The organism is Undibacterium sp. KW1, from assembly GCF_009937955.1.
Taxonomy (GTDB): domain Bacteria; phylum Pseudomonadota; class Gammaproteobacteria; order Burkholderiales; family Burkholderiaceae_D; genus Undibacterium.
In genome coordinates this window covers 4,314,695-4,334,404 of record NZ_AP018439.1, presented here as the reverse complement: position 1 = coordinate 4,334,404, position 19,710 = coordinate 4,314,695, and the positions used below count along the sequence as shown (strand labels likewise).

The 19,710-nt window shown below is 54.2% G+C and carries 24 protein-coding genes; 11 read left to right on the top strand and 13 right to left on the bottom strand.

Annotated elements, in window-relative coordinates:
- Nucleotides 1-180 precede the first annotated feature (180 nt).
- The gene (locus UNDKW_RS19455) at nucleotides 181-2,706 is read left to right on the top strand and encodes a beta-1,3-glucanase family protein (protein ID WP_162060059.1); all 2,526 of its coding nucleotides are present in this window, start codon (nucleotides 181-183) and stop codon (nucleotides 2,704-2,706) included.
- Between the two features lie 239 nt (nucleotides 2,707-2,945).
- Here the strand turns inward: UNDKW_RS19455 and UNDKW_RS19450 are convergent, their stop codons facing one another.
- The 5 genes from UNDKW_RS19450 to UNDKW_RS19430 form a co-directional block, all read right to left on the bottom strand.
- Nucleotides 2,946-3,464, bottom strand: a complete 519-nt coding sequence (locus UNDKW_RS19450; RefSeq protein ID WP_162060058.1) for a hypothetical protein — start codon at nucleotides 3,462-3,464, stop codon at nucleotides 2,946-2,948.
- A 110-nt stretch (nucleotides 3,465-3,574) separates the two neighbouring features.
- Nucleotides 3,575-4,117 (bottom strand): hypothetical protein, encoded by a 543-nt coding sequence (locus tag UNDKW_RS19445; RefSeq protein WP_162060057.1) that lies wholly within the window; start codon nucleotides 4,115-4,117, stop codon nucleotides 3,575-3,577.
- Between the two features lie 439 nt (nucleotides 4,118-4,556).
- Complete coding sequence (locus UNDKW_RS19440) at nucleotides 4,557-5,261, bottom strand: hypothetical protein (RefSeq protein ID WP_162060056.1); 705 nt, start codon at nucleotides 5,259-5,261, stop codon at nucleotides 4,557-4,559.
- 196 nt (nucleotides 5,262-5,457) lie between these two features.
- On the bottom strand, nucleotides 5,458-6,042 hold the full coding sequence (locus UNDKW_RS19435) for an acyl-CoA thioester hydrolase/BAAT C-terminal domain-containing protein (protein ID WP_162060055.1): 585 nt from the start codon (nucleotides 6,040-6,042) through the stop codon (nucleotides 5,458-5,460).
- Nucleotides 6,042-6,275: a hypothetical protein gene (locus UNDKW_RS19430; protein WP_162060054.1), complete on the bottom strand. Its 234-nt coding sequence runs from the start codon at nucleotides 6,273-6,275 to the stop codon at nucleotides 6,042-6,044. Before UNDKW_RS19430 ends, UNDKW_RS19435 begins: the two co-directional genes overlap by 1 nt.
- Before the next feature lie 171 nt (nucleotides 6,276-6,446).
- Here UNDKW_RS19430 and UNDKW_RS19425 point away from each other — a divergent pair, with 171 nt between their 5' ends.
- Genes UNDKW_RS19425 through UNDKW_RS19415 form a run of 3 tightly spaced genes read left to right on the top strand, consistent with a single transcriptional unit; the run spans nucleotide 6,447 to nucleotide 8,381 of the window.
- Complete coding sequence (locus tag UNDKW_RS19425) at nucleotides 6,447-7,160, top strand: SOS response-associated peptidase (protein WP_162042577.1); 714 nt, start codon at nucleotides 6,447-6,449, stop codon at nucleotides 7,158-7,160.
- 9 nt (nucleotides 7,161-7,169) lie between these two features.
- Nucleotides 7,170-7,514: a hypothetical protein gene (locus tag UNDKW_RS19420; protein WP_162060053.1), complete on the top strand. Its 345-nt coding sequence runs from the start codon at nucleotides 7,170-7,172 to the stop codon at nucleotides 7,512-7,514.
- Nucleotides 7,515-7,529: 15 nt separating this feature from the next.
- Nucleotides 7,530-8,381: a hypothetical protein gene (locus UNDKW_RS19415; protein ID WP_162060052.1), complete on the top strand. Its 852-nt coding sequence runs from the start codon at nucleotides 7,530-7,532 to the stop codon at nucleotides 8,379-8,381.
- Here UNDKW_RS19415 and UNDKW_RS19410 read toward each other — a convergent pair.
- The 5 genes from UNDKW_RS19410 to UNDKW_RS19390 all read right to left on the bottom strand — a co-directional run bounded on the left by UNDKW_RS19410 (nucleotide 8,363) and on the right by UNDKW_RS19390 (nucleotide 12,532).
- Nucleotides 8,363-8,896, bottom strand: a complete 534-nt coding sequence (locus UNDKW_RS19410; RefSeq protein ID WP_162060051.1) for a GNAT family N-acetyltransferase — start codon at nucleotides 8,894-8,896, stop codon at nucleotides 8,363-8,365. The two genes, UNDKW_RS19415 and UNDKW_RS19410, sit on opposite strands and share 19 nt — an antisense overlap.
- A 4-nt stretch (nucleotides 8,897-8,900) precedes the next feature.
- On the bottom strand, nucleotides 8,901-9,386 hold the full coding sequence (locus tag UNDKW_RS19405; protein ID WP_162060050.1) for an arsinothricin resistance N-acetyltransferase ArsN1 family B: 486 nt from the start codon (nucleotides 9,384-9,386) through the stop codon (nucleotides 8,901-8,903).
- A 20-nt stretch (nucleotides 9,387-9,406) separates the two neighbouring features.
- Nucleotides 9,407-10,636, bottom strand: coding sequence for an MFS transporter (locus UNDKW_RS19400; protein ID WP_162060049.1), 1,230 nt, complete (start codon nucleotides 10,634-10,636; stop codon nucleotides 9,407-9,409).
- A gap of 19 nt (nucleotides 10,637-10,655) precedes the next feature.
- Nucleotides 10,656-12,119 carry an FAD-dependent oxidoreductase gene (locus UNDKW_RS19395; RefSeq protein WP_162060048.1) on the bottom strand — a complete coding sequence of 488 codons (1,464 nt, stop codon included), beginning with the start codon at nucleotides 12,117-12,119 and terminating at the stop codon, nucleotides 10,656-10,658.
- Between the two features lie 98 nt (nucleotides 12,120-12,217).
- Nucleotides 12,218-12,532: a helix-turn-helix transcriptional regulator gene (locus UNDKW_RS19390; protein ID WP_162060047.1), complete on the bottom strand. Its 315-nt coding sequence runs from the start codon at nucleotides 12,530-12,532 to the stop codon at nucleotides 12,218-12,220.
- A 144-nt stretch (nucleotides 12,533-12,676) separates the two neighbouring features.
- Between UNDKW_RS19390 and UNDKW_RS19385 the strand changes: the two genes are divergently transcribed.
- The 3 genes from UNDKW_RS19385 (at nucleotide 12,677) to UNDKW_RS19375 (ending at nucleotide 14,213) form a co-directional block, all read left to right on the top strand.
- Entirely contained in the window at nucleotides 12,677-13,003 is a 327-nt protein-coding gene (locus UNDKW_RS19385) for a helix-turn-helix transcriptional regulator (RefSeq protein WP_162060046.1), read from the top strand.
- Between the two features lie 62 nt (nucleotides 13,004-13,065).
- The gene (locus UNDKW_RS19380) at nucleotides 13,066-13,545 is read left to right on the top strand and encodes an arsenate reductase ArsC (RefSeq protein ID WP_162060045.1); all 480 of its coding nucleotides are present in this window, start codon (nucleotides 13,066-13,068) and stop codon (nucleotides 13,543-13,545) included.
- Nucleotides 13,542-14,213 (top strand): MIP/aquaporin family protein, encoded by a 672-nt coding sequence (locus UNDKW_RS19375; protein ID WP_162060044.1) that lies wholly within the window; start codon nucleotides 13,542-13,544, stop codon nucleotides 14,211-14,213. Before UNDKW_RS19380 ends, UNDKW_RS19375 begins: the two co-directional genes overlap by 4 nt.
- Nucleotides 14,214-14,249: 36 nt before the next feature.
- Here UNDKW_RS19375 and UNDKW_RS19370 read toward each other — a convergent pair whose 3' ends face one another.
- Nucleotides 14,250-15,152: a LysR substrate-binding domain-containing protein gene (locus UNDKW_RS19370; protein WP_162060043.1), complete on the bottom strand. Its 903-nt coding sequence runs from the start codon at nucleotides 15,150-15,152 to the stop codon at nucleotides 14,250-14,252.
- A gap of 255 nt (nucleotides 15,153-15,407) precedes the next feature.
- Between UNDKW_RS19370 and UNDKW_RS19365 the strand changes: the two genes are divergently transcribed.
- A complete protein-coding gene (locus tag UNDKW_RS19365; RefSeq protein WP_162060042.1) occupies nucleotides 15,408-16,643 on the top strand; it encodes an MFS transporter in 1,236 nt (411 codons plus the stop codon).
- A gap of 100 nt (nucleotides 16,644-16,743) precedes the next feature.
- On the opposite strand, the gene UNDKW_RS19360 is transcribed toward UNDKW_RS19365, so the two are convergent.
- Nucleotides 16,744-17,445, bottom strand: coding sequence for an L-2-amino-thiazoline-4-carboxylic acid hydrolase (locus UNDKW_RS19360; protein ID WP_162060041.1), 702 nt, complete (start codon nucleotides 17,443-17,445; stop codon nucleotides 16,744-16,746).
- 245 nt (nucleotides 17,446-17,690) lie between these two features.
- Between UNDKW_RS19360 and UNDKW_RS19355 the strand changes: the two genes are divergently transcribed.
- Complete coding sequence (locus UNDKW_RS19355; RefSeq protein ID WP_162060040.1) at nucleotides 17,691-18,332, top strand: NAD(P)H-binding protein; 642 nt, start codon at nucleotides 17,691-17,693, stop codon at nucleotides 18,330-18,332.
- Here UNDKW_RS19355 and UNDKW_RS19350 read toward each other — a convergent pair.
- Nucleotides 18,322-18,765 (bottom strand): ester cyclase, encoded by a 444-nt coding sequence (locus UNDKW_RS19350; RefSeq protein WP_162060039.1) that lies wholly within the window; start codon nucleotides 18,763-18,765, stop codon nucleotides 18,322-18,324. The two genes, UNDKW_RS19355 and UNDKW_RS19350, sit on opposite strands and share 11 nt — an antisense overlap.
- Nucleotides 18,766-18,848: 83 nt before the next feature.
- On the opposite strand from UNDKW_RS19350, the gene soxR reads away from it, so the two are divergent.
- Both soxR and UNDKW_RS19340 read left to right on the top strand, forming a co-directional pair.
- Complete coding sequence (gene soxR, locus UNDKW_RS19345; RefSeq protein ID WP_162060038.1) at nucleotides 18,849-19,346, top strand: redox-sensitive transcriptional activator SoxR; 498 nt, start codon at nucleotides 18,849-18,851, stop codon at nucleotides 19,344-19,346.
- 108 nt (nucleotides 19,347-19,454) lie between these two features.
- The gene (locus UNDKW_RS19340; protein WP_162060037.1) at nucleotides 19,455-19,688 is read left to right on the top strand and encodes a hypothetical protein; all 234 of its coding nucleotides are present in this window, start codon (nucleotides 19,455-19,457) and stop codon (nucleotides 19,686-19,688) included.
- Nucleotides 19,689-19,710 lie beyond the last annotated feature (22 nt).

Sequence of the window (19,710 nt, the reverse complement as noted above, 5' to 3'; positions counted from 1 at the left end):
CTCTAAGGGAGGGATTTGGCGGCGAGCAGCATGGATGTGTCGCAGCTTTGTTTTCGACCATGAGATCAGGCAGATTTTTTGTGTTTTGATCATGTAGAATAGGCAAGGATATTGCGTCAGCCGTGGTGGGCTTGCCGCCTGCCTTTTCTACAATGTCATCACCTTCAAGGAGCGCCCTCCATGTCTTCCTTTTCTATCCAGTCGTCTGTCCCCGTCAGCATCACCAATAATTCGCCCGCCAATAATGACAATGTCTGGGTGACGGTGTATGGCAGCCTTATCGTCAATCCCGGCAACAACCAGACCCCGGCGCAGGGTGCCAATTATTATCTGGTGCCGCCAACGGCAGGGCAGACGCAGGTAGTGCCGACTGCCGTGGCTGATTTGCCGCCGCCAGGGCCCAATTCGCCAGATGGCGTTATCTTGCCGAGCTACACACTCACGCAATGGGGCAATAGTTTGTGTCTGCCAGCGCCGACTTATTCAGGGGATGCAAACGGCAACAACAACCAGCAATATTCGGGGCGCATTTTGATTTCTGTCGGTGCACCCACGCAGGCCCAGGTGTCGGTCACATCCACACCTGCCTCAGTCTCATCACCCAGCCCGGCCAGTGCGCAAGACCCGAGTACCGGCACGTTTTATGATTTTCTCGAATTTACCGTCGCCTCGAATGCGGACGGTAGCATCAATGTCGATATTGATACCTCACAGGTCGATGCCTTTGGCTTGCCCATGCAATTGCAGTTCTTCAAGGATGCTGCGGCAACGCAGGCTTATAACGTCAGCTTCACGGGAGACACCACCGCAGGCAGCACCGAGGTCACGGCGCTGACAGCGACAACTGGCCTGGGCCAGGGCGTACCTGTGACTGGGAGCGGCATGGCTCCTGGAAGCGCGGTGGTCAGCGTGCCTGTGGGTGCCAACCCCACGAGCATGACACTGAACCTGCCAGCTACGGCCACCGCCACTGGCGCAGCTTTAACGGCAGTGATGGCCGGGCCGGTTGGTGTGGTTGGCGTGCGCGACGATATTTTCAATGGCAGCGACATGAGCAATTTTGCGACCTTCATCAAGGAGCAGAGCAACAAGGACAACGCCAGCCCTTTCATGGAATGCCTGAGTGCCGCGCCCATGCGTATCGTTTCGCCAAAGGACATTTGCGAAAACCCCAATGTGTCCGCCAGCGATGCGCTGAACAATTATTTCAATGCCCAGGTCGATAACTTTTTCTTGCAATACTTCACCAGCCCCGCCACATCAAGCCCTGGTGTGCCTGCAAATGGCGGCGGCAAGATTTTTAGTCTGCAATCCTCAGCCTTTGGTCAGTCACTGACTTATAGCGGCAGCGTGACTTTGCAGACTGACGGCGGCTATGCACTTTCACTCGCTGACGCCAGCGGCACCGACAGCAATACCTACACGATTTACTACCCGTTCTCGACGCAAAATGCACTTGCTGACTACACCCCGGTTTTCCCAGTCGCTGCACCACCTGCATGGATCAGCGCCGCCATGGCCAAGGAATCTGCCTCGCAAATGATCTTCGCCTGCGATGCCGTGTTTGCTGACAATACCCTGCGTGGCCTGAGCGGTGCGGCACTGGCGGTGCAGGGTGATCTGGAGAATTCAATTTCTGCCGCCTTCAACCGTGGCATCATCCTTAATGAGCCATCGACCTGGGGCGACAGCAGCACCTGGTATCCAGATAGCCAGCCCTTCAACTACTGGGTCAAATACTGGCATCAGGCTGGCCTGACCGAGAGCGGCCTGGCTTATGCTTTTCCATACGACGACAAGTTTGGCAGCAGCACCAATATCCAGCAAAGCAGTGTCGGCAATGTCAGCATCACCCTCAGCACCTGGGGCAGCACACCCATGCCGACAGTGACGCTGACTGCCCCCGCCAGCGGTAATCAGGGCGGCAGCCTGCAACTTGCGGCCAGCGTTTCTGGAGTCAGCAGCGGTGCTGTGCCAACGGGCAGCATCAGTTATTTTGTCGATGGCTGCGTCATGAGCAACACCAGCAATCAGACCAGTGTAGCACTGGCAAATGGCCAGGCTGCAGCCGCCAGCTTTAGTGTTCCCGCCTTGCCTGATGGGGCCTATACCCATAGCTATACCGTCACCGCGGTCTATTCCGGCGACAGCAATTACCAGCCTGCCGTTGCCACCCAGACCGTGCAACTCACAGGCCCCAGCGGTGATTTTGCAGTCAGTCTGAACCCGCCGCAATTCCCGGTTGGTACCACTGTCAGCGTCACCACTGTGCTGCCAGTCGCAGCAGTCGCTGGCACACTGGCGCTGAACCTCATAGACTCATCGCAAAACGTGGTCGCCAGCGTCGCAGCCTCCAGCGTCAGCAGCGCCACCAATGTCACGCCCTTTGACATTCCCGCCAATGTGCTGAGTTTTGCCGGCATCGTCACCAGTGGCAACAACCAGATCACCAACGTCAGCAGTACCAATGACCTGACCCCTGGCCAGGTACTGACAGGCACAGGCATACCCGCAAATACAACCATCATCTCCTTTAGCCCCTGCACCATCACCATGAGCGGCAATGCCAATGCAGATGCCACGGGCGCAAGCACCACCATCACATCCAATGCGGCGCTGGTGGGGTTTGCGATACAGGCAGTGTATGTGCCGACTGAAGGAAGCGGGACCTTGACGGGGCAGATTAATTTTGCGTTTCAGGCATAGCCTTAGATAAGATGTATGGCAAGGTCGTTCAGCCATTGAGACTCCGATTGAACATCGGGCCTTGGCTGCGCGGCTACGCTTGATCCGTGAGGCATGTAATATATGCAGAAAACCAAATCGTGTAGTCGAGTGATTGATAACTAATGGCTGAAAGGCATCTGGCTGAGTGAGGTATCGTAAATGTTATCTACGACAGACTCAATGAGCATGATATATTGTGTGAATAGCAATTTGTAATGCTAATCCTCTTTCTCGTTGGGTAAGTCAAAATTGACTAGTTCCGCGTATTTTTCTGCACTTGCCAGAAAGCGTTGATGGGATATAGTACCTGTCCAGTTATCGATATAATCCCCCATTTTCACATGCTCGTCGGACAGTTTTTTATATTGATTGCCCATGATGTATATTGTGCCGGACACTGCTACTCCAGAACTGCAGGTGTCTACAAATCTGAAAACAGAGGCTTCCCGAAACCTTTCAATTTGTCCGATCTGGAAATGCCGACAGTCACTGTAGATAGTCCATGCATCTTCTATTTCAGCCGCAACATAGTAAGTTGTCATGTGTCTAGAATCTGGTTCCAGAATCAGGTTGACTTGTGACACTGGGTCATCTGTGATGAAGCTGCTTTTAACATGAAACCTTGAGTCCTCGGCAAAAAAACAGCTCGTCAAGGAGTCCAGACAACATCTGATGCTTGTTCCATCGCTGGTAATCATTTCGGACGCGATCATCAACGTGATTACTTCTTCGGCCATCAATTTTGTTGTATCGCTCACTAAATGAACTTTCTCACACAAGGTATATAAATGTTTGCGCTAAAAGCCGGGCGGCACATGCAGACCAACGATAAGCTGCGCTGAATTTTCTAATCCACTTCAGGCCAGGAAGCAACCTCTTCTTCGCTCAGCATATACGAAGGAATATTGGCGCTTATACCAGACCTGACACCAGTGTATCTTTTCCATGGAACGGAGTTAATCCATGATGGTAGTTGCCTTTGTGAATTATCGTCGCTGGCAACGAGTTCTTCGTAATTTTTGCCAAAAAAATATATAGCCCCCGTTATTGCTTTACTTGAAAGCATCGTATGAACAAATCTGAAGACAGCAACTTCACGGTATAGCATTAATTGACCTAGTTGGAAATGATGTATGCCATTGAGCGAATGCCACCGCTCTTGAATTTCCAATTCGAAATGCAATAATTTCTCAAAACATGTGTTTTTTGGTTCAATAATCAGGTTCACTAATGATTCCAGATCATCCGCAACAAAGCTCTTCTTAAATTGAAGCAGCGAATAATCAGATGCAAAATTAGCGCTTAGAAAATCGGTGCAAAATCGAATTTCTTTGAAATTATCGGAAATTTTCCCAGCGTTTATTAAAAGCGAAACGACGTCTTCTATCATTGGTTTCTCCTGCTATTTTATGTTTCATGCCATTGATTTATGGTCCCCATTATCCATGAATCAATGAGAGCGCTCGCATAAATCGCATAGAAAAAATGTGCAGCCCCTTATCGAATGCAATTGCTGCGCGATCATGCAGCCAAAAATTGGCGTGCACGCGTTTCTTATTTTAGTGCTTTTACTTTGCGCAAATTGTATCTGCATGAACCGAATGCTTGGATCAGTCATATTCATCCACTGAAATTACTGTGCCATCGGCCGCGATATGTCTCACATGAAAACGAGATTCAGGGGTGTTGCGGCGAAAAGTTCAACGCTTAAGATGTGCGGCGATAGGCAGCGAGATTAGGGAGTATTGTAGCGTGTGATTCAGCAAGAAGTTTTTGTGCTTTCTTCCAGAACATGCCATTGTGATTTGGATGTAATTGACTGGCATCGCTCATTGTTTGCTTGTACCAGCAGCCACGCAATGCAAAAACTGCGGTATCGCCAGTTTTTTTTCAAGTACTGGCCTGGCCATGTGCAGGCCAGTGTCAACAGTAATTTCGTGATCGGAAAAAGATTCGCCACCATCAGAGCATGGGGCAGTTCTGTCGCCGGGTCTGGCTTTTTTGCAATAGACAAAATCTTGTGCCAGCTCTTGCATGATGGGAGACAGGCCGCCCCGTATGCTGTCAAGCTTGTCTGGATATTGCCCGGTTCCTGATTTCACATTTTCCAGGGCGGCGATGACAGCATCGTAGGTTTTTTGCGTCTTTGTATAAAGTCTCTGGCTAGTCTCGCAGGGATCTTTTTTGATATCCTGTGAATTGCTGTTGTCTGAATTGTTAATCATTGAACCACGCACGGTACACACCGCTTCATAGTAATCATGCGCCTGCACCAGTTTCAATTGTTTTTCAAATTCCAGCGCCTGCTGGTAGATTTTTTCTACTTGTTCGTCACGGCAGGCCAGCACAGCTTTAGGCACTGGCTTTACACTGAGGCAGATACCGAATAAGGGCGTGTGTTGTATCACCACCAGGGTCTGGGCAGGCAGTGGCAGTGCATCTGTATTTCGTGGCTTGCAACTGGCCTCGTCACCGCCACTGAGAGGCAAGTCATAACGCATGTTGCCTGCATCGCTGCTGATGATCGTTGTCATTATTTCTGTGGCTGGAAGCTGGCGGTCCAACAGCAAAATACCAGCCATCAGGATAAGCAGAGCAAGTAAAACTTTCAGACTGGAATGCATGGGAAAAATTGGTGATGTGAAGATGAGGGCGGCTTGCAAAAGCCCTCATCATAAACAAATTGGCGGCAGCCTCAACAACTTCTTTTAGCCTGCCGCAGGATCACCGTCATTTTTTGCTCTGCAAAGCCTTCTTCAAAAACCCCATGGTCGCAGGCCAGGCGACAGTCTGTGCATGGCCATCTTCTTTGGCATTGCCACCCATGGCGAATGGGGTGTAGTAATCATTCGGGCTGTAGCCATCACCGCCGACCAGGTGCCCGGCCTTGGGGAAGGTGAGCAATTCTGTTTCCAGCCCGGCTGCCTTGCGGCTGTTGACGATGTTGTTGGCCATGTCCAGCGATGGCCACATCTGGTCATCACCGCCTGCGATCAGCAAGAGTTTGCCTTTGAAATTTTCTACCGCGATGCGGGCAGCTTTGGCGCGCTCGGGGTAGGCTTTGCGGCCTTCGATGTAGATGTGGGCCAGCACCGGCTGGGTAGTGGCAAAGGCTTTGTCGAGACCGGCATTGGGCGTATAGGGCAGGGTCTTGCCCTGGTAGCTGAAGCTGCCGTAACGGCCAGCTCCCAGCATCCTGTCCATGGCAAAGCCTTCCCATACCAGGTCGCTCGGGGCGATGGCGACTACGGCTTTTACCCAGGGCAGCAGGCTGGCAGACAGCAAGGCCATTTCTGCGCCTTTAGAGCCGCCCATCAAGGCGACATGCGTGCTGTCGATGTCATTGCGTGCTGCCAGGGTTTTATACAGGGCATCCAGGCCGACAAGGCCGGGTTGCTGGCTGTCATGCTAAATGTTGCCTGTTCTTGCGCGCTGGCGATTGGCGCATACAGCAAGAATGCGGACAGGGCAGGTAGCACGGCCATGCTGAGCAGGCTTGCCGCTAAGCCTGGTCTTGCGTTGCATATTGGGGTGCTTGTTGTGGACATGCTCTTGTCTCCTGATTTTGCTTTTTCAATAACATGAAAGCAGGACTATAACCAGACAAGGGCTGGCTGCGCAAGTTTTAAGCAGCGGTAATCGGGCGGCATTTTTACCATGGCAGATGTGAGAAAATGAGAGCAACGACGAAATCCAACGAGTTTAACTAGCTATTATCCATGTGCATCAACTACACCCCCACGCGCCCTGAGCTGATGGAGTATTTCAAAGTCCACGGCAGGAGCATGTACGACTGGAATGTTGAAGTCTGGCAAGACTACGATGCCCCCATCATCAGGCATGATGAGCAGGGCAGACGGCAAGCCCTGTTAGGTGCTTACAGCATGATACCCAAGTCAAAGATGCAGCCCGGCGTCAAGCGATTCTCTACCATGAATGCCAGGGCAGAGACGCTGGGATCGCTGCGCAGCTATGCGCCATCCTGGCACAGCGGCAAACTCTGCCTGGTGCCCATGCAACACTTCTTTGAACCCAATTATGAAAGCGGCGCAGCAGAGCGCTGGCGCATAGGCCTCATCGAAGAACCTGACTTTGCCGTGGCAGGTCTGTACAAGGAATGGCCGCAGGAAGATGGCAGCGTCAGCTATTCCTTCACGCAAATCACCATTAATGCCGACGAGCACCCGCTGATGAGCCGCTTTCACAAACCCGGCGAAGAAAAACGCTCGCTCGTCATCGTGCCGCCAGAAGATTTTGATGACTGGCTATCCTGCCGCGACCCGGAATTCGCCCGCGCCTTTTTGCGGCCTTATCCGGCTGATCGCATGTTCGCTGATTTCTTTCCCAAGCCGCCGGTGGAGAAAGTCGCGAAGATTATCAAGCCCAAGAAGCCGCAGATAGTGGTGCCGACTAATCTGGATTTGTTTGATTGAAAGCAGTAAATGAATATCGATGAAGTTAATCAGCGCGAGCCGCGCTGCAAGCAATGTGGTTGTTTGTCAGAACTTATCTGGGTTGAAGATGAGGTTTGCAGGGCAGCTTTGCATGCCAAAGCTGCAAAAGCTGATTTTCTGGGATTTGTTCCGGCGATACGGGCGATGACTTCCTGTTCCATTGGTGAAGCCAAGGCAACTTTCATGCATGTCGCTCTGCCAGGCCGTCGCTGCCACCAGTGCAAATCAGTATTGGGTGATGGCGCAATTGTCGATTGCCTGCGCTGCAAGTCGCTAAACCTGGTGTGGGAAGTGGAGAATTCTGATTCCGGCGCTGCATCAGATTTGAAATAGAAAGCCAATTAAGTGATGCCTATTTTATCGATTCCCTTTGATGCAAAGAGGCACGAGTCTGGTAGTTTGCGTAATTTGTATGCTGCTGTTTGCGAGTATCAGGGAGAGCAAATCTGGCAAGAGGTTTTTCTCGCGCATTGGGATGCGTTGAAGTCTGCTGGACAATATTTCAAAGAAATCCGTGATCGGGATTGCAGCGCACATCCGTGGCCAGAATTACTGGAAGGTGAAAGCATGAATCTATATTGTGCTTCGCGCCTGAGCGATCTGATGTTGTTGTCGTTTCAGCCTGGAGACCTTGATGTTGCAGGCTTAGGTACGACGATGGATAACTACACAGAATTATTCACACACCTTGGTTTTGAGGTGTTTAAACCTGTGCAATTTCACACATTTTCATGTGAAATCGTGGAGGTGATTCAAAGTGAAGGTAACAGTATCGAATTATTGGAAGTGTTATGGCCTGCCTTCATGCTGGGGAATATGATGTTTGCACGTGCGGGCGTCAGGGTGAAAGCCCCTGCGCATCTGCTAAGAAGGGGAATTGCAGACCGCTCTTGTTTATACTGGGCGTATCGCAGGAAATACCGGCCAGCGAATGATCTCTCCCATGGATGGGGACGCAATTCACAATGGCGGACAGATTTCCGGCGTGATTTTGATCTGGGTGATCGCTATGCCTATAACGTTGATCGTGGCGTCAAGGCGATTGATTTGAGAGAACCTATCCCTGCGCACGCGATGATGGATTATTTGAGTACTGCAGATCGCATCAATCTGTTGAAACATCGTTGTATCACAAATATGGCATCTGCAAATGATGCGGATTACTGGCCCTATGACGATTATTACGAAGAAGTGAAATAGTCATTTGAACTCCAAGGACGTCCAGAATGATTTTGACAACCTGTACTAACTCTCTTGTTTTCCTGACCTGTTCCTGACCTGTATATCATCTCCGTCGGATAAGAAACAAAGCCCAGGTCCCGGTACAGTGGCTGGCCTTCTTCTGAGGCACTCAGATTGAAGGTGTTCAGGCCTTGCTCCTTGCCCAGTTGCAGCACGCCTGCGACCAGTGCCCTGGCAATGCCCAGCCTGCGCCAGTCTGGTGCGGTATAGACATTGACGATTCTGCCGCGACGCGCTTGTGTATCGCCGCGTATTGGTCCCCAATCCAGTATGGAGAGACCCGCACCCGCGACAACGGTGTCCCCGGCCTGGGCCAGCAAGCCCAGGTAATTGCCCGTAGCCAGTGTGCCTGCCAGCCAGTTTGCATACGCATCCAGGTCTTCTTGCTGTTCGTCTTCCCGGTGGAAGCGGTGGCGGTTGATGATGGCGATATCTGATGGTGTCGCCGGGCGTATGATACAGTCAGTCTTCATGTACTCACCCCAGCCGCAGCTCCCAATAACCCACATCCACCCATTGTTCAAACTTGCGTCCCACGTCCTTGAAGTGGGCGACTTTCTCGAAACCCAGGCTTTCATGCAGGGCGACGCTGGCTGTGTTGGGTTGGGCGATGCCGCCTATGGTGACGTGGATGCCGCGCTGGCGCAGGTCGGCTATCAGGGTTTGATACAGCCGCTTGCCTATTCCCTTGCCTGCATGGCTGGCGGCGACATACACCGTGCTTTCTACTGAAAACCGGTAGGCGCTGCGTGCCCGCCATGGGGTGGCATAGGCATAGCCGATGACTACGCCATCCTGTTCTTCTACATACCATGGCAGGCTGGCGCTGACATCCTTGATGCGCTGGGCCATCTCCTGTTCTGTGACCGGGTTTTCTTCAAAGCTGATGGTGGTCGTGGCGATGTAGTGGTTGTAGATGTTGATGATGGCGGCGGCGTCGGCGGCGGTGGCTGTTCGTATCATCGTGCTGGGCTTGAGAGGGTTTAGCTGGCTTCCAGGCTCACTGCTTGCTGCCTGATGGTGGCGAGGTAAAATGCCAGTGAGGCGAGGGTAAACAGCAAGAGTATCAGCAGAAACGGGTAAGGTGTTGTGGAATCTTGCGCCACGACAGCCATCGCAAGTGGGCCTGCAGCTTTGGATAGTAGCGAGGGGCCGGCCAGAGCGCCGGAAATCGCACCATAATTATCCCGCCCGAACAGGGCTTGCGGTATCGTCCCGCGCACTATCGTCAGGATGCCATTACTGAGGCCGTACAGCAGGCAGAACAGGGCGACTGCCCATGCTTGCGTACCAAATGACATCAGCACCAGCAAGGCCACCGGCAGGGCGGTGAACACCCATTTGCCGACGGTCTGTGGCAAGGCGTGTCTGGCAAACGTCATTTCACCGAGGCGGCCAGCGACTTGCATGGGGCCGATGAAGGCAGCCATCATGACCACCCAGGCGCTGGCGTGACCAAACTGGCCCAGCAAGGGGATGAGGTGGACCGAGAGCGTAGAAAACACAAAGCTGTTCGCACAAAAGGCCAGTGCCAGTTTCCAGAATGCCGGATGGCGCAAGGCTTCGGCCAGGGTATGGCCAGGTCTGGACGGTGAGGCATGGCCGTGTGCGCTGGCTGGTGCGTTGCTGGCTCGTGTATCGCTGGCTTTGGCGGTACCCAGCATCAGGTGCAGCGGCAGGCACAGGCACAATTGCAGCATGCCATACAGCAGGTAGGTGTCACGCCAGCCCAGCAGGCTGTTGAGTTTCAAGGTCAGCGGCCAGAATACGGTGCTGGCAAAGCCACCGAACAGTGTCAGGGTAGAGATGGCCTGGCGGCTGTTCGCCAGTATCATGCGGTTGATGGTCGCAAAGGCGGCTTCATACAGGCTCAGCGCCATTCCCAGTCCCAGCAGCGTCCAGGCCATGAAATACACAGCCTTGGCCTGTGCCATGCTCAGCAAGACCATGCCTGCAGCGCACAGCAAAGAGCCACTGGCCATCACCAGCCGCCCGCCATGACGGTCGAGCAGCATGCCCACCGGTGCGGAGGCCAGCCCGGCCACCAGCAGGCTCCAGGAGAAAGCACCAAACACGGTGCCAGATGACCAGCCCATTTCTTGCTGGATGGACGGTGCCAGGATGGCGATGGCATAGTACAGCGAACCCCAGGAGGCGATTTGGGTAAAACCCAGGATGGCGATGGTTTTTCTGGTCAGTAGCTGCTGGTTCATCGATAGGTACCCGGAAATCTCAAGAGCAGCATTTTGGCTTGCTTGCCTCTGGTTTGCTTAGCGTTGGCATTGCTGGCGTCTCGCTTTGTGTACTGCATCCACAACCCGCATTCCCTTTGGCTTTTTCAGTGGCATCGAGTGCGCAACAGGCGTTTGCACCTGCCGGTGCAGCGCCGCCACAGCATGCCGCTGGCTCTTCTTTCTCTGGCAATTCATAGACTGGCTGTGTGCTGCAGATGCCGGTTTGCGGCAGGCTCAACTGCACCTCGTCGGCGGCAGCCAGGTCGCCCGTCAATGCGGCAACTACGGAGCGCACCTGTTCATACCCTGTCGCCATCAGGAAGTTGGGGGCGCGGCCATAGCTCTTGGCTCCCACTGAATAGTAGCCAGGCTCAGGGTGGGCCAGCTCGCGGTGACCATGCGGGCGCACCGTGCCGCAGCTATGTTCGTTGGGGTCGATCAGTGGCGCGAGGGCTTCCGTGCTTTCCAGCCAGGGGTCATGGCGCAGGCGCAATTCACGGCTGAGGCTAAGGTCGGGCCTGGCCCCGGTGGAGGCGATGATTTCATCTATGTCGGAAAGGACAGGTGTTTCACCCTGATGCATGTCGCCTATGACGGTGATGCCATGCTCGCCAGACTGCAATTGCCGTATCCTGAAATTGCGGTACAGGCTGAGCTGGCCAGTATCTTTCAAGGCCTTCAGGCGGGCACCAAGCTGCCCCCGTGCTGGCAGGCCATCGGCACTGCCGCCGCCAAATACCTTGGCAACATGATTGCCCCGGATTGCCCACAGCAGGGTGGTGCCCGGCACTTGTTCTGCCAGTTGCGCCAGCGCCAGCAGGTTGCCTGCGGCTGAATGCCCGGTGCCCACGACCAGCACCCGTTTGCCAGCAAAACGCTGGCGCTGTGTGCCAAGTATGTCGGGCATGCCGTAGCTGATGTGGGCTGCATATTGCTCTTCGCCGATGGCGGGTATGCCATTCGCTCCCAGCGGGTTGGGTTGCGACCAGGTGCCGCTGGCATCGATAATGGCGCTGGCGAGGTAATCCCGTTCGCCCTCTGGTGTTGCTACCCGCAAGACAAAGGCGGCGTCTTCCCGTCCTTTGGTCTTGACCTTGTCGCAAGACTGCCTGCTGACGGCGATGACACGGTGTTGCAGGTGCAGACTTGCTGCGATGGCGGGTAGCCGGGCAAGTGGCTGCAGGTAGTGGTCTATCATCTCCCCGGCAGTTGGCAAGCTTTCAGGATCAGGCTGCTGCCAGCCTGAGGCTGTCAGCAAGCTGACTGCAGCCTGGTCCAGATTGTAGCGCCATGGCGAAAACAGGCGCACCTGGCGATAACTGGCGAGGTTGGCGGCAATGCTTGCTGCGCTTTCCAGTATCAGTGGCTGCTGTCCGCGCAAGAGCAGGTGCGCGGCTGCCGCCAGCCCGACGGGCCCGGCACCAATGATGGCAATGGGTAATGCGCTGGTCTGTGGTTTCATCATGATCTCCAATCATTTCCAATGAGGACTATATCAGTGTGTTTCTACATCAATTCGTTATTCGTCAAAATACGAATATAAAGGCAAAAAAAACCAGCTCAAAGACCCGCTACCAGCTTCTTGAACTGCGCCAGACGTACTTCATTGACACAATAGCAAACACGTTGCTCGTCAGCCGAGCCCAATATCAGGCCCGCTTCTTTGAGTATGCTCACATGCTGCGATATCGTCGATGCTGCCAGTGGCAGGATGTCGGTCAGGCTGCCAAAAAAACATTCGCCATAATTGGACAAGTGCTTGAGCAGCTTGACCCGCGCAGGATGCCCCAGCGCCTTGCATAGCGCAGCAATCTCTTCTGGCTGGAAATCCATCTCCAGAACGGTAGGTTCAGTCGTGCAGCAAGTGGTGGACATACGGCTTATTCGTTAATTGACGAATAAAGGATAACACAAAAATCCCCTCATGCAAGTTCTTTTAAAATCGGCTTTACAGTAATTCTATATTTCCATTATTATGGAAATATAGAATTTATTCCTAATCGCAAGGACGTGGATATGATGGAAACCAAAGCAGCATTACTGGCACTGGCCGCGCTGGCGCAAGAGTCACGCCTGGCGGTGTTCCGCCTGCTGGTGCGGGCTGGTCCGCAAGGCAGGGCCGCCACCAAAATAGGTGAAGAGCTGGGCATACCTGCCTCTTCCTTGTCGTTTCACCTCAAAGAGCTGTCGCATGCCGGGCTGGTGCAGTCACGCCAGGCGGGGCGCTTTGTCATTTACTCGGCGAATATCACGACGATGAACCAGATGCTGGGCTTTTTGACTGAAAACTGCTGTGGCGGCAATCCATGCACGCCGGTACAGGTGCAGCAATGTGCCGCTGAATAAGCGATAGCAGTGCAGGCAGTTTCTGCTTTTTCTTTATTTCTGTTTTCAATTTTTGGTGACTTATGAACGTCTTGTTTCTGTGTACCGGCAATTCCTGCCGTTCCATCCTCGGTGAGGCCACTTTCAATCATCTGGCCCCTGCAGGCTGGCATGCCATGAGTGCGGGTAGCAAGCCAACGGGGGAAGTACACCCGCGTTCGCTGGCATTGCTGGCGCGGGAAGGTATTTCGACCACGGGCTATGCCAGCAAATCATGGGACAATCTGCCAGCCACACCGGACATCGTCATCACCGTCTGCGCCAGTGCTGCGGGTGAAACCTGCCCGGCTTATCTGGGGCCAGTGTTGCGCACCCACTGGGGTGTGGCAGACCCTGCCCATGTCAGCGGGACAGATGAAGAAATCGACGCTGCCTTCATGACTGCCTACCGCATCCTGCGTGCCCGCATCGAGGCCATGCTTGCGCTGCCGCTGGAAACCCTGGCGCAGGACAGGCAAAAGTTCAAGGCCGCGCTGGACCAGATAGGCGAGATCACCCCATGAGCATGGCAAGACGTCTGGTGGCAGAAGGTTTGGGCACCGCCTTGTTGCTGGCTGTCGTGGTGGGATCGGGCATCATGGCAGAGCGGCTGGCGGGTGGCAATGTTGCGATTGCGCTGCTGGCCAATGCCATTGCCACGGGCGCGGGTCTGATCGCATTGATATTGATGTTTGGCCCCGTCTCGGGTGCGCACTTCAACCCTGTCGTGACATTGTCTGAGGCTTATCAACAAAACCTGCCATCCAGGGATGTGCTGCCGTATATCCTGCTACAAGTGCTGGGTGCCTTTGCCGGAGTAGCGGCGGCGCATGCCATGTTTGACCTGCCGCTGTTCTTTGCCTCGGCACATGCACGCACCGGCATGGCACAGTGGTGGAGTGAGTTTGTCGCCAGCTTTGGCCTGATCGCGGTCATCATCAGCACCAGCCGCAGCCGCCCGGCGGTGACACCATTTGCGGTGGCGGCCTATATCACGGCGGCATACTGGTTCACTTCTTCAACCTCATTTGCCAACCCCGCAGTGACGCTGGCACGGGCGGCCAGTAATAGCTTTGCGGGCATACGCCCTGTCGATGCGCCGGGTTTTATCATTGCGCAATTGCTGGGGGCGGCGGTGGCGACGCTGGTGTTTTGCTGGTTGTATCCGGCTCGCCCGGTTGCTGAGCAATAGGCTGGTGTTACGATTTTTACCGCGACTGTTCGCTACTCACACCAGCCCGCCAGCCAGCTTCACAAAAGCTTCCACCAATGGCGACACCTCGCCCTTGCGCTGCGCCAGCAGTAGCGAGGTGGTTGCCCCCGCATCAGCAATAGGCCGGTAGCAGATGCCATCAAAATGGATGGTGTAAAACGAACCCGGCAAGATGGAGATGCCGCAGCCAGCAGCCACCAGGCCGATGATGGTGGAGGCGTCATTCGCTTCTTGCGCGATTCTCGGGGCAAAGCCTGCGGTATGGCATAGCCGCAAAATGTGCGGGTAAATGCCGGTGCCTGCGCTGGGTGGGTACATGATGAAGGCTTCTTGTGCCAGGTCTTTCATGGGCACTTTTTTCTTTTTTGCCAGCACATGCGTGCTCGGCAGCACGGCTACCAGCGGGTCTTCACGCAGCTTGCGAAAGCGTAGCGGTGACGATACTCCGCGTGCCAGTTCACCGCCTTCTGGCGGACGTATGAAACCCACATCAAGATGATGCTGGCTGAGTGCTTCGAGTTGCTTGTTGGTCGCCATCTCGCGCAATGTCAGTGTCACATCCGGGTATTGCTCGCGGTAGCCGTTGATGACGGTGGCAAACAGGGGTGTGAACGGCGTCGAGAAGGTAAAACCTATGCGCAGCTCGCCCGTCTCGCCACGCTGGGCGCGGCGGGCGTTTTCGCTGGCCTGCTCAGCCAGCGCCAGGATATGCCGCGCATCCTGCAAGAACAGCTTGCCCGCTTCCGTCAGGCGCACCCAGCGTTTGCTACGCTCAAATAACTGCGCACCGACATCGGCTTCCAGCATTTGTATCGCATGGCTTAAAGGTGGCTGGCCTATGTGCAGCCGCTCCGCCGCACGGGTGAAGTGCAGTTCTTCGGCGACGGCGATGAAGTATTTGAGGTGGCGGAGTTCCATGGGGGTGTGGTTGTAGGTTGAATAGGGCGTAGGTTGGGCTACGGGGTATCAGCCCAACACTGGGCCTCAACAAACGTACACGTTATTCAAGCGCCGAGTGTTGGGCTGGTGAAGCGTAGCCCAACCTACGAGAAGCTATCACTATTCGTTATTCAATCATCTAAAAAATGTATTACTAACGCCTTAAATATATATTGGACGCTATAAAAGCGCAAATATAAGATGGCTACTCCCTGATCGTCCAGCCACACCATCATGACCGTCGCCAGCATTACCCCGCCGCAGCAAATAAACCAGCCAGCCCGTATCGTCGCAGGCACGCCAGCATTCCGGCATATCACCCGCGCCATGATCTTTGGTGGCTTCTCTACCTTTTCACTGTTGTATAGCATGCAACCGCTGATGCCTTCGCTGGCTTTGCAATTTGCGCTGAGTCCGGCGCAAAGCAGCTGGGTCTTGTCGATATCGACTTTGTCGCTGGCGTTTTCATTACTGATTTCCAGCGCCATCAGCGAGCGCATAGGCCGCAAGCCCATGATGGTGGCGGCGCTGGCATTGGCAGCGATTGCCACGGTGTTGTGCGCGCTGACGCAAGATTTTAGCCAGTTGTTGCTCTTGCGCGGCCTGCTGGGTTTTGCCCTTGGTGGTATGCCTGCAGTGGCGGTGGCGTACATGGGGGAAGAGATAGAGGCCGCAGCCATGGGCACGGCAGTGGGTCTGTATATTGCAGGCAGTGCCATGGGTGGCATGATAGGGCGCTTGCTGTCTGCCCTGTTGAGTGATCATTTTGGCTGGCGCACGGCGATGGCAGTGATAGGCGTGGCCGGTATCTATGCCGCGTGGGAATTCTGGCGCAGCCTGCCGCTGGCACGCAACTTCAAACCGGCGGCAAGGGTCTGGGGCAGCCTGCACCAGGGCTTGCGTCTGCATTTGTCAGATGGTGGCCTGTGCATGCTGTTTTGCCTGGCCTTCATGCTGACAGGCTGCTTTGTCAGTGTGTATAACTACATAGGTTACCGTCTGCAAGGCACACCGTTTGGCTTTAGCCAGAGTACCGCAGGCACGATTGCCTTGCTATATGTGCTGGGCATGGGCAGCTCGGTCTGGGTAGGGCGTCTGGTAGATCGCATAGGCCGCCGTGGTGTGCTGTGGATAGTCTTGCTGGTCATGATGGCGGGTTTGCTGCTGAGCCTGTCCAATTCACTGTACATCATGATCCCTGGCGTGGCCCTGTTCACCTTTGGATTCTTTGCCTCACATTCAGTCGCCAGCAGCTGGGTCGCGCGCCGTGCGCAGGCTTACAAGGCAGTCGCCTCTGCAATTTACCTGTGTTTTTATTACCTCGGTTCCAGCCTCATTGGTTCATTCACTGGCGTGGTCTGGGCCAGCCACGGCTGGGCGGGCGTGGTCATGCTGCTGGCTGGCATACTCAGTGTGGGTCTGGCGATTACCCTGCGCTTGCGTACTTTGGTGCCTGTGGTGGCTGTCTGAGGTAGGGTGCGTCTTGACGCACCACGTCTCTTTCTAAAATTGCTGGGTTGGTGCGTCAAGACGCACCCTACTGGGCAGTCAATGACGGCTTGAATCAGCTTCAGCCAACTGTCAGCTTTGAGAAGCGAAAATCACAGTGACTCGCACCGCCCGCCAGGGTTTGCGTTCTTTCGAGGTGTATGCCCCGTGCTGCATAGGCCACAAAATCCAGCCCGCAAATGTTAGGCAGGATTTCTTTATCGCCGTGGCAGGCTGCGAATTTGCAAAAGCCGCAGGCCTTGTAGTTGATGCCAAATTCAAACTTGTCGCCTGGGCCAGGCTCGACAAAGTCATATACAAAATCTTGCGGAAACGCTTGCTGATGGCTTGCTGTCGCACTTTGCGCAGCCTGCTCGCGCAGCAAAGCCTGGTTTTCTGCTGACATGAATTGATCGCCCGACGCGAGGCGATCTGCTTCTGGCAAGCTCAGCAATTGTGCTTTGTAGGTTTCGCGCTCGATGTCGCCAATGACAGACAGCGCCACGCCATGTCGCCGCAGCACCCGGCTGATGGCCATAAAACCCAGCAGGCGCATGAAGAAATCGCTCATCCTGCTTGCCGCGCCACCAACATACGGCATGTGGGTGAGCACGATGTCGAACTCGTCCATCACTTCTTGTCTGATCGCATCGATGTCGGACAGTTGCGCTTGTTCACGCAACATTGTTCCGGCAAGATCAAGGCGCTGGCGCATTGCCGCCTCCATTGCGGCGCGGTGCGATTCGTAATAGGGATGGGCGGTGGGATGGATATTTGCAGCCATTGGACACCTTTCTCTGATGATGGGGCATTGCCGGACGTTGTACGGTTATTGTTGCCGATACCAGGCAGTTTTCAAGGGAAGCAGTATGCGAGGTAGCATGCTTATGCAAATCCGGCAGTTTTAAGTTCTGATATGCCTCGCGCAAGCTAAGTTCGGCTATGATCAGGATAGCAGCATCCACGAAGCGCTGACAAAAGCTGGAGATGAAATTAATTCACTGAGCATTTCAACAAGGAGTTTCAGACATGGCAAAGCGAACCGTCATCATCGCCGGGGCCACCGGCATGGTGGGTAAAGAAATTCTTGCTGGCCTTCTGGCTGATGATACCGTGGCTGAAGTACACAGCCTTGGCCGCAGGCCACCAACGGTGCAGCATCCCAAGCTGCGGACACATATCGTCAATTTCTCCAGTCTGCCAGTTTTACCGCAGGCAGATGACGTGTATCTGGCGCTCGGCACCACCATCAAGGTCGCCGGCAGCCAGCAGGCTTTTCGTGCCTTAGACTACGATGCCAACCTGGCTGTCGCCAGGGCGGCGCAGGCTGCGGGCGTCAAAAAGCTGGGGCTGGTCAGTGCGATGGGGGCTGACGCGAATTCCAGCGTCTTCTATAACCGCGTCAAAGGTGAGCTCGAAAACGCCCTGGAGAAAATGGCGTTTGAAGGCATGGTCTTTGCACGACCTTCGCTACTGGTTGGCGAAAGGGCAGTGCTGGGGCAGCCAGAGCGGCGCGGAGAAAAGCTGGGCCTGGCGATCAGCAAGCTAATCGGTTTTCTGATCCCTGCCAATTACCGGCCCATTGCGGCAACTGCCGTTGCCAAAGCTTTGCTGAGCCAGGTACCGCAAGCGCAAGGTAAAACGATCTTGCTTTCTGGTGCTATGCATTAAGCTCCAATTGCTGTATCAAACCCAGCCTGTCTATCTGCACCCAGGCCTGGGCGATCTTGCCATCCTTGATCCTGTAAATCACATTGCCCTGCTGCTTTACTGCCTTGCCTGTAGCAGGAAAGCCAGCAAAAGGGCCACTGTGAGTGGCGCTGAAGGTCCACCTGACTGCCACTTTGTCAGCTGCGCCAAAGATATCTTCAATGGCAAAATTCACATCAGGAAAAGCCTTGCGCAAGCCCGCGATATTGGCGGCGAATTCCACTTGACCATGCTCGCCACGGTTGCTAACAAAATCAGTGGAGATCATCTGTGGTACAAGATCAAGATTGCCGGTATTGAAGCAGTCTTCATACAGGCGGCGCACGAGTTGAAGATTGTGTTCGGTGTGATGTTGTCCGGTGTGGTTCTGTTCAACTTGATTTTCTGTCGTCATCTTTATTTCTCCAAATGTTAGCTTGAAACCAGGCGAAGAGTAGTGTAAAACCTCAACTTAACTTGAGGTCAAGGAGATTTTTCATGGCACAAATCAATCCGCAAGATATAGGCAAACCGCTGGCTGTCGGTGAGGTGGCGGCACGCAGTGGTGTCGCTGTGTCAGCCATTCACTTCTATGAAGCCAGGGGGCTCATACACAGCCAGCGCAATGCAGGCAACCAGCGCCGTTATGCGCGCGATGTCTTGCGCCGCATCGCCGTCATCAAGGTCGCGCAGCGCCTGGGCATTTCGCTTGCATCCATACAAACCGCCCTGGCAGAATTACCTGAAGGCCGCACACCCACCGTGGCCGACTGGGCCAGGTTGTCAAAACGCTGGAAGGCAGAACTCGATGAACGCATCAATAATCTCATGGAATTGCGTGAACAACTGGGCGACTGCATAGGCTGCGGCTGCCTGTCCATCAAGGCCTGCAAGTTGCGTAACCCGCTGGATGCCTTGTCAGAAGAGGGGGCGGGGGCCAGGTTGCTGGGAACAGCTCAACTCATCTCTAAAATGAATGCTGATCCGCTTGATTGAACTGAATGAGCGAGTGCCAAACTTATTCTCATTAGTATGTGACAGCAAGCTAGTCTTTTCTGCTTTTCCCGTGATACATTGAAGTATTAGCATAGCATCGATATAGACATGCATACTTTTGGAGTTACAGCATTATTGTCCGGGCTTCTCATTGCCTTCATTGCGCAGATGTATTTGGCAGCGATGATTTTTAAAGTTGAACCCGGCAAGGCTTTCATCTCGCTCTTCATTCCTGGTTATATTTTTTTACTGGCGAAGCGCAATGGTTTGTATGGGAAATTTCTGGTTTCCTATGTTCTGGGGCTGATCATTTTTGTCATTGGCGGCGTAATCTTGAGTTAGTTTTTTTGCGGGGGAATGCAGA

Bases quoted from the DNA above. Each gene is read 5' to 3' on its own strand.
- UNDKW_RS19420 (WP_162060053.1), top strand. From the start codon at position 7,170: ATGAATATCGATGAAGTTAATCAGCGCGAGCCGCGCTGCAAGCAATGT.
- UNDKW_RS19375 (WP_162060044.1), top strand. From the start codon at position 13,542: ATGAGCATGGCAAGACGTCTGGTGGCAGAAGGTTTGGGCACCGCCTTG.
- UNDKW_RS19385 (WP_162060046.1), top strand. From the start codon at position 12,677: ATGGAAACCAAAGCAGCATTACTGGCACTGGCCGCGCTGGCGCAAGAG.
- UNDKW_RS19435 (WP_162060055.1), bottom strand. From the start codon at position 6,042: ATGGGCGGCTCTAAAGGCGCAGAAATGGCCTTGCTGTCTGCCAGCCTG.
- UNDKW_RS19425 (WP_162042577.1), top strand. From the start codon at position 6,447: ATGTGCATCAACTACACCCCCACGCGCCCTGAGCTGATGGAGTATTTC.
- soxR (WP_162060038.1), top strand. From the start codon at position 18,849: ATGGCACAAATCAATCCGCAAGATATAGGCAAACCGCTGGCTGTCGGT.
- UNDKW_RS19455 (WP_162060059.1), top strand. From the start codon at position 181: ATGTCTTCCTTTTCTATCCAGTCGTCTGTCCCCGTCAGCATCACCAAT.
- UNDKW_RS19350 (WP_162060039.1), bottom strand. From the start codon at position 18,765: ATGACGACAGAAAATCAAGTTGAACAGAACCACACCGGACAACATCAC.
- UNDKW_RS19440 (WP_162060056.1), bottom strand. From the start codon at position 5,261: ATGACAACGATCATCAGCAGCGATGCAGGCAACATGCGTTATGACTTG.
- UNDKW_RS19415 (WP_162060052.1), top strand. From the start codon at position 7,530: ATGCCTATTTTATCGATTCCCTTTGATGCAAAGAGGCACGAGTCTGGT.
- UNDKW_RS19400 (WP_162060049.1), bottom strand. From the start codon at position 10,636: ATGAACCAGCAGCTACTGACCAGAAAAACCATCGCCATCCTGGGTTTT.
- UNDKW_RS19365 (WP_162060042.1), top strand. From the start codon at position 15,408: ATGACCGTCGCCAGCATTACCCCGCCGCAGCAAATAAACCAGCCAGCC.
- UNDKW_RS19450 (WP_162060058.1), bottom strand. From the start codon at position 3,464: ATGGCCGAAGAAGTAATCACGTTGATGATCGCGTCCGAAATGATTACC.
- UNDKW_RS19340 (WP_162060037.1), top strand. From the start codon at position 19,455: ATGCATACTTTTGGAGTTACAGCATTATTGTCCGGGCTTCTCATTGCC.
- UNDKW_RS19445 (WP_162060057.1), bottom strand. From the start codon at position 4,117: ATGATAGAAGACGTCGTTTCGCTTTTAATAAACGCTGGGAAAATTTCC.
- UNDKW_RS19395 (WP_162060048.1), bottom strand. From the start codon at position 12,119: ATGAAACCACAGACCAGCGCATTACCCATTGCCATCATTGGTGCCGGG.
- UNDKW_RS19360 (WP_162060041.1), bottom strand. From the start codon at position 17,445: ATGGCTGCAAATATCCATCCCACCGCCCATCCCTATTACGAATCGCAC.
- UNDKW_RS19430 (WP_162060054.1), bottom strand. From the start codon at position 6,275: ATGTCCACAACAAGCACCCCAATATGCAACGCAAGACCAGGCTTAGCG.
- UNDKW_RS19370 (WP_162060043.1), bottom strand. From the start codon at position 15,152: ATGGAACTCCGCCACCTCAAATACTTCATCGCCGTCGCCGAAGAACTG.
- UNDKW_RS19355 (WP_162060040.1), top strand. From the start codon at position 17,691: ATGGCAAAGCGAACCGTCATCATCGCCGGGGCCACCGGCATGGTGGGT.
- UNDKW_RS19410 (WP_162060051.1), bottom strand. From the start codon at position 8,896: ATGAAGACTGACTGTATCATACGCCCGGCGACACCATCAGATATCGCC.
- UNDKW_RS19405 (WP_162060050.1), bottom strand. From the start codon at position 9,386: ATGATACGAACAGCCACCGCCGCCGACGCCGCCGCCATCATCAACATC.
- UNDKW_RS19390 (WP_162060047.1), bottom strand. From the start codon at position 12,532: ATGTCCACCACTTGCTGCACGACTGAACCTACCGTTCTGGAGATGGAT.
- UNDKW_RS19380 (WP_162060045.1), top strand. From the start codon at position 13,066: ATGAACGTCTTGTTTCTGTGTACCGGCAATTCCTGCCGTTCCATCCTC.